Source organism: Methylobacterium sp. D53M, assembly GCF_053345625.1.
The window spans coordinates 34,694-41,083 of sequence record NZ_JBKFAL010000036.1 but is presented as its reverse complement, the minus strand read 5'-3'; the positions used below and the strand labels follow the sequence as shown (position 1 = coordinate 41,083).

Below are 6,390 nucleotides of genomic sequence, written 5' to 3'. Positions count from 1 at the left end.
GCCGGGCGATCGGAGGACCCTATCGGCCCGTGCGTGCCCATCTGGGCGTTCCGTCACCTACTGCCTTACAGGACTCTCGGCGTAAAACACGAAGTAGCCGATGAACCGCGTTGCGTCCTCCGCACGCGCATGGCGGAAGCCGGCTGGCGGCGGCTCCGTGGGTCGCACGGTTCCGACGAACTCCCAATCAGCGGCTTGGATAAAGGACGGCACAGGTCTGCCATGAACGATTGCGCATCGGATCGCAGGCTCAAAGCGGCGGCGGAACACGGTATAGAAGCGGGCCGGCATTCAGGCCCTCCTCTGCCAGGTAGCGCTCTCAATAGGGTACCGCGTTCTTGGCCCGCTGTCGTGGGTGTCGGTTACTCGGTCTGCCGACCGATGAGCGCGAGCGCTAGGTGGGGCTTACATCTATCGCCGCTGATGGCTACCCGACAGTCTCCAAAGACCTATCGCATAGTACTGGTTCAATTTCATCGCAGGATGGAGTGTAAGAGCACCACCCACATTGACCTAGATCAGCAGCCCTAGGCGCGTTCCATTGGGAGCACTCCGGACAGATTTTTAGTACTAGCTTCGAGCCGTGCGCAAAGGCAAGGCCGCGGCCTCGAAAGGTTACGCGCCCCTGAGGAGGATCAGCGGGCATCTTTGCTCCCTGATTGATACACAGGTTGTTGTCCAGAACCTGTCTGGGCTAACGAGATTGTCAACCCTCCTGGACGGTACCGCCCGTAATTTGTGCATCTGGCAGCGAGGCCGTGCCGATCTACCGCCTCAAATGCGTCCTGCGCTTCAAGACAGGGCACGCGGGAGCCGCCTTCGACGAGGTAGCCCTCGCGGCAGACAATCCCGACGAGGCGATCAAGTTGGCTAAGATGTACCGCTGCGCGACGCCAGGCATGACTCTGAGTGTAGCCGTGCTACTCGACGAGATTGGCGCACCGATTTGGTCACATCGTGCGCCAGATCTTGGTGATCCTTCCTTCTCGTCGTCACGACGCGGCTACGGATGAAGCTACTGACGTTTCGAACGACTTGGTCCCAATTGCGGGTTTGATGCTGGGCTTTGCTGTGCGCTCCTGGATCTCAGTGTGCGAGGTCCTTGGCTCTGCCGCGCACGCGCGGCACCGACCCAGACTCACTTACGGGCCTCGCTCGTTCCGGCGAGCGCTGACAGCATCACGCTGTCAGTTCCGATTTCGGCACCGGCGTAGCCGAGGGCACGCGCGAGCAGATCTCGGGCACGCCAGACGCGGCTCTTCACGGTGCCGATCTGGCATCCCATGATTTCCGCAACCTTCTCGTAGGGCAGGTCCGACACCGTCACGAGCATCAGTGCTTCGCGCATGACTTCGGGGATCCGGCCGAGGGCGGCCTGGACGTCCTGTAATTCCAGACGACCTCCTTGATCAGGAAGCGTGACTAGGCGGGCAGCGTAGCTACCGTCGTCGTCCTGCACCTCCCGGCGCTTGCGACGTTCGGAGTAGAAGTGGTTGCGGAGGATCGTGAAGGTCCAGGCCTCCAAGTTCGTACCGTGCTGGAAGTGCGCTCGGTTCCTCCAGCCCCGCAGAAGCGTCTCCTGCACGAGATCATCGGCCTCCGTCACATCGTGTGTGAGGGATATGGCGAACCTGCGCAGGCTTGGCCCCACCGCGAGAAGCTGCTTCTGGAAGTCAGCTTCGTCGCGGCTGCGCGCCTTTCCGAGCGCCATATCGAGCTTGGCCAGGACGTCGGCGAAGTGTGCCGCCGCATCCAGTTCGGCATCCTCCTGCGCGTAGGCCGCCGCTAGCAGGCTGCCCAGCCGTCTCCGGATCTGTTCAGGGAGTACGACCTGGACGGCTTCCTCGGGATCCGCAGCCAGCTGCGATGGTGCTTCCGGACTCGTGCTCATCGTAGGCGCCAAGGGAAGGCATACATCATCGACCTGCGCCGTCCGTTCGATAGATCGGCCGCCTACATACCCTTACCGCATAGCTCGGTCAGTGCGACCAACCGCGCGAATTCTCGGTGTGGCTGATCCGTCGAGGTCGACCGCTGCCCCTCGGCAGCCCTTCTTCGGTGTCGTATCCACAACCTGCCTTTGTGGATCTCCCTTATCCGTGGGGTGCACCGTTTTGCACCCTATGCTGCCCAGCAGCGCTGGGGCCGCGGATCGACCTCCCCTCCGGAGCCACTGCAGCCACTCCCGGCTGATGATCCGGAGCACGTTCGGATCGGATTTCCGGCCTTGATGCCGGCGCTCCTGGATGGTCAGCAGGCCGTCGCCCTCGGCCAGGCGGATCGCCGCCTGAGCCAGCCGTCGGCAGACGCCCGCCCGCGCCGCGATGGCATCGATGCAGAGCCCGCAGGCGCCCTGCCGGGCCATCTCGTCCCCTACGACGCGCAGCACCGCGAGCTGCCCGGTGGTGAACCTGCTGGCGAGAGCTGGCGGCATCGGGCCGGAGCAGGCGAGACGGCGACGGCGCTCGATCGCCACGGACCGCTCAGGAGCCCGCTGGAGGCGCTTCGGCGGGAACAGCGTCACACGGCCGAGCGGAATGCCGACAGGCACCACGGCCTCGCGGATCGCGGCCCTGCGGTTGTGCAGCACCTCGGCGAGCCCCTGCGCCTCTGAGTCGGTGACGGTCTCGGCGGTGTGGGCCTGCCAGATGGTGCGCGACAGGCTGTCGAGCTGCGCAAGCGTGCGCGCGCCGTCGATGGCCGACCGCATGGTGGCGTGAAACATCGGTCCCGGTCCCTCACGGGCCGCGGCTAGGGTCCAGGCAAAGCTTCCCCGGTGCGAAAGTTGGCGCTTTCGCTTGACTCCCAGCGGGAGATCATGGCTTGTGAGGGGAACCGCTTCCGGCCTCACAAGGCCCCAGGTTTTCGACGGCCCTCCAGTTTGGCGACTGGGGGGCCGTTGGCTTTTCAGGGTCTATCTCGCGGCGATGGTCTCCTGAATGGCCGGCTCACGACTCGCCGAGGCGAGCACGGCCGTGACCGCCCATGTCGGCCGGGGCGCACGGTTAAGTCAACGTTGAGAGGTGTGGCGGGCAGCAAGTGCCAACGCCGCGCCTAGCCCGCGGCTGCCGCTCCGCCTTGACTACGGAGTTTCGCCTGGACCCGCCGGGCCATCGCTTTCACCTGCTGGACCGAAGCGACCCGGTCGTAGCCGCGGCCCTCGAGGCCATTGAAAAGCGCCCGGCTCAGCTCTGCGACCTTGCCGTGATCGACAGCCACGGTGGCAAGGTAGGCCCGCATCAGCTCGGCCGCGATGTCGTCGCGTTCGGGCGTCTTGGCCTCCTTCAGCCGCTCCCGGTAGCCCTGCTGGTACTCCCGCTGCTTTCGCTTCCGGCGCCGGTACTTCGCCAGGTCCTGCTGATCGTGCCAGTCCATCGCACAGGGCTCCTCTGTTCGCCTGTGCTGAGGGATCATCACCCGAACGATGCAAGCCGAAATAGAAAATCGTGTGGGTACGTACTCCGCCACAGCCAAGCTATAGGTGCCGCGCGGGGTCCGTTGCCCGTTCTCGAAAACCCGGTGAGCACGTCCGGTTTCGGTCTTGGTATCTTATAGGGGTTGGCCGGGTGGACTCACGGGGTGAGCAGATCCGGTGAGAGGCAACTGCGGGGATGATTAGCGCCACCATGCCGTCCGGACCCTCGACCCTCGCGGACCTGCGCAAAGCAGGCGTCATCGGCAGCCGGGAAATCGTCGCCGCGATCGACGCCTACATGCTGGATCCAGACGCCGGCCCCTACCTCTTCCCGAGCGGCCACAGCTTGGACCTAGCGGGCATCGTGGATGCGACGCCTGCCTTGGTGCGGGTTGAGCGCGCCGGCCCGCAGGAGAAGACGTTCCGCAATGCGCTGGCCGTCGCGATCATGGCCGCCTGCCCGACCCCGCCGTAATCCGTCGGCGACTCGGTCCGGCCCTGACCTGCTCACGGGGCGGGGTAGCGCCTGATCTCACTGCTGACGTCTTGCTATCGAAACGGCAAGGCTATGTCGCCATTCGGTCGCACCCAGCCCTAGGATCAAAACTCCAGCTCCTGCGTCATCGGCTGGGCGGCTTGCGGCCGCGTTTCTAGCCTGCAGGCTTCATGCGCATGTTCCGTTGGATTGGCCGCGTTATCGCTTGGGTCGGCCGTCTGTGCATCTCGGCTTTTGTAGGTACCGTAGCGCTGTTCGGAGCGTCGCTGGACTTCATACTCGGCGTCGTCGCTCGACTCTACGAACGCTTCGATGCCGGCTGGACCCGCCTTGGCAACGAAGCAAGGCAACGCCATGTGCGAGAAGGTCGCCGAACCATAAATCCTGTCGACCTCGACAGCGTGTGAGCTGAGCGCCCTACTGATCCGTGATGTCGATGCTGGCCCGCGCCTGCATCACGAGCTTGCCTTCCGCGTCGTAGGCCCGGGCACTGCATTCGGTCGCTCCATCGATCGCGCCTTCGTCGTGGAGCATCGCGGTAAGCGTCTGCCGAAGCATGGTGCGTAATGCCCCGCGGCTAGACAGCTCGACGCCCTCGTCGTCCTCGACTTCGGTACCGTTGGCCGTGCTAATGAAATAGCGTGACACGCCCGCCTCCACGCTGCGGGTTCCCCATGCGATAACGACGCCCCCCCCCCGATGATGGTTCTCGGCTGCCGAAGGGGCGATGCGCGCACGAAAAAGCCCGCGCCGGCGAACCGAGCGGGCTTTTCGCCAGAGGTCGTAGAGTCAACGCGGAGCCTCCAGCTTGGCGCCGGCTGTTGAGACGGGTGCCCAGGTAGAGGGATAGCACGCGGGCTATGAACTAATGCCCGCCACTCTCACTCCGCCGCTGCAGCCTTCGACTTGCGGGCGCGGGTGGGCTTCTTCGCTGACGCCCCGGCAGTCTCGGTCGCCTTTTTCCGGCCAGTGGCCTTGGGCACCTCCGCAACCGTCTCGTCGGCGGCGGCCTTCGGGGCTGCGTTCCGGCGCAGGTTGCCGAGGCCAGTGTTCTTCGCCAAGGCCGAGCGCATCTCGGAGTAGCTCGGGGCGGTCATCGGGTAGTCGACCGGCAGGCCCCACTTCGCCCGGTACTCGTCCGGGGTGAGACCCACACCTTTGAGGTGGCGCTTCAGGGTCTTGTACGGCCGGCCGTCTTCGAAGCTTATCAGCGCGTCGTGCGTGATCGACCTCCGGATCTGGGCCGGGGTGGCACGGTCGACCTTCGCCTCAACCGGAGCAGCAGGGCTGCTCAACCCGTTCAGCGCGCCGTGGATCGCGGACAGAAGCGCCGGCATCTCGGAGACAGGCACGGAATTGTTCGACACGTAAGCGGCCACGATGTCGGCCGTTAGCTCGATAAGGTTGCTCAGATCCAGAGCCGAGGTTGATGTAGCGTCGTCCAATGATGCCTCCTGCGTATGTGGCTGAGACCCACGCAGCAACATCAATTCCTAGTCAAGACGTATCTATGTGAAATTCACCGACAACACTGGATATCTGGTAGCTTGGTAGCTAGTTGCTGCGCTGGTTTTCCCGCGCAGTTGAAGTGGGCGAGAGCAGCCAGCCAGGCGCTCGGAGAAGACTGGGCTAAGAATGCGGGATCGCCGGACGCACAGCTGTCGCCGCTCTCGTTCGTGCCATCGCTGGCGGGAGCCGAAGACTGAGCAGACGCTATCGCTGGTCTGAACCGTCCGCGCGACCCCGCCCCTATCCGCTGTCAGGACAGAGAAGCCACCGACCCCACCAGCGCGAGCCGATACGCAACGCGGCTCAGCCGGCCACTACTGTCGCCTGATTGCGGTCCGATAAATGAGGCTACAATCCTAGCGCATGATCCGTTCCGAGCTCATCGCCCGCATCGCAGCGCAAAACCCGCATCTCTACTTATGGGAGGCCGAGCAGGTGATCGATGCAATCCTCGACACGATGGCCACCGCTATGGCCCGCGGCGACCGTTTGGAGTTGCGTGGCTTCGGCGTGTTCGAAGTTCGCCAGCAACCGGGCCGGATCGTCCGCAACCCGCGCAACCAGGCTGCGGTAGAGGTGCCTCCCCGGACTGCTGTTCGGTTTAAGCCAAGCAAGGCAATGACGGCTCGGCTCAAATCTAATGCCCGACCGACGGTACCGGAGGGCATAAATGACCGTATCGCTACGGAAGTTTCCATAAAGCAATACTAAGAAACATATCTGTGCAATATGTCACTCTGAAAATAGACGGCCAGAAATTTTGCGTATATCGAGCGCTGCGAGCTCTTTCAAACGGAGCCGACCAGGGAGGCCAACGGTTTAGACGCCTGCGATTGCACAGGCGTCTGATAAGCATCCTGGAGCGCTCGTTGTCCAATCGAACATCGACAAGCGGAAAGACTGCTCGTTTGGAGCAGGTCTTCCGGCAACGCGCCTCAAAGCGGCGCAGGGAGAAGCCGAAGGAGGTCTT

At 63.7% G+C, this 6,390-nt stretch carries 8 protein-coding genes; 2 read left to right on the top strand and 6 right to left on the bottom strand.

Going from position 1 to position 6,390, the window contains the following annotated elements:
- Positions 1-1,138: 1,138 nt before the first annotated feature.
- The 3 genes from ACLBYG_RS28945 to ACLBYG_RS28935 form a co-directional block, all read right to left on the bottom strand.
- Positions 1,139-1,891: a sigma-70 family RNA polymerase sigma factor gene (locus ACLBYG_RS28945; protein ID WP_447683762.1), complete on the bottom strand. Its 753-nt coding sequence runs from the start codon at positions 1,889-1,891 to the stop codon at positions 1,139-1,141.
- A 72-nt stretch (positions 1,892-1,963) separates the two neighbouring features.
- The gene (locus ACLBYG_RS28940) at positions 1,964-2,725 is read right to left on the bottom strand and encodes a hypothetical protein (RefSeq protein WP_447683761.1); all 762 of its coding nucleotides are present in this window, start codon (positions 2,723-2,725) and stop codon (positions 1,964-1,966) included.
- A gap of 329 nt (positions 2,726-3,054) precedes the next feature.
- A complete protein-coding gene (locus ACLBYG_RS28935) occupies positions 3,055-3,375 on the bottom strand; it encodes a hypothetical protein (protein WP_447683760.1) in 321 nt (106 codons plus the stop codon).
- Between the two features lie 236 nt (positions 3,376-3,611).
- On the opposite strand from ACLBYG_RS28935, the gene ACLBYG_RS28930 reads away from it, so the two are divergent.
- The gene (locus ACLBYG_RS28930; RefSeq protein WP_447683759.1) at positions 3,612-3,890 is read left to right on the top strand and encodes a hypothetical protein; all 279 of its coding nucleotides are present in this window, start codon (positions 3,612-3,614) and stop codon (positions 3,888-3,890) included.
- Positions 3,891-4,015: 125 nt separating this feature from the next.
- Here the strand turns inward: ACLBYG_RS28930 and ACLBYG_RS28925 are convergent, their stop codons facing one another.
- The 3 genes from ACLBYG_RS28925 to ACLBYG_RS28915 form a co-directional block, all read right to left on the bottom strand.
- A complete protein-coding gene (locus ACLBYG_RS28925; protein ID WP_447683758.1) occupies positions 4,016-4,267 on the bottom strand; it encodes a hypothetical protein in 252 nt (83 codons plus the stop codon).
- A gap of 61 nt (positions 4,268-4,328) precedes the next feature.
- Positions 4,329-4,559 carry a DUF6894 family protein gene (locus ACLBYG_RS28920; RefSeq protein WP_447683757.1) on the bottom strand — a complete coding sequence of 77 codons (231 nt, stop codon included), beginning with the start codon at positions 4,557-4,559 and terminating at the stop codon, positions 4,329-4,331.
- Positions 4,560-4,792: 233 nt separating this feature from the next.
- The gene (locus tag ACLBYG_RS28915; protein WP_447683756.1) at positions 4,793-5,356 is read right to left on the bottom strand and encodes a MucR family transcriptional regulator; all 564 of its coding nucleotides are present in this window, start codon (positions 5,354-5,356) and stop codon (positions 4,793-4,795) included.
- 427 nt (positions 5,357-5,783) lie between these two features.
- Here ACLBYG_RS28915 and ACLBYG_RS28910 point away from each other — a divergent pair, with 427 nt between their 5' ends.
- Positions 5,784-6,131 (top strand): HU family DNA-binding protein, encoded by a 348-nt coding sequence (locus ACLBYG_RS28910; protein ID WP_447683755.1) that lies wholly within the window; start codon positions 5,784-5,786, stop codon positions 6,129-6,131.
- The last annotated feature ends 259 nt before the right edge of the window (positions 6,132-6,390 follow it).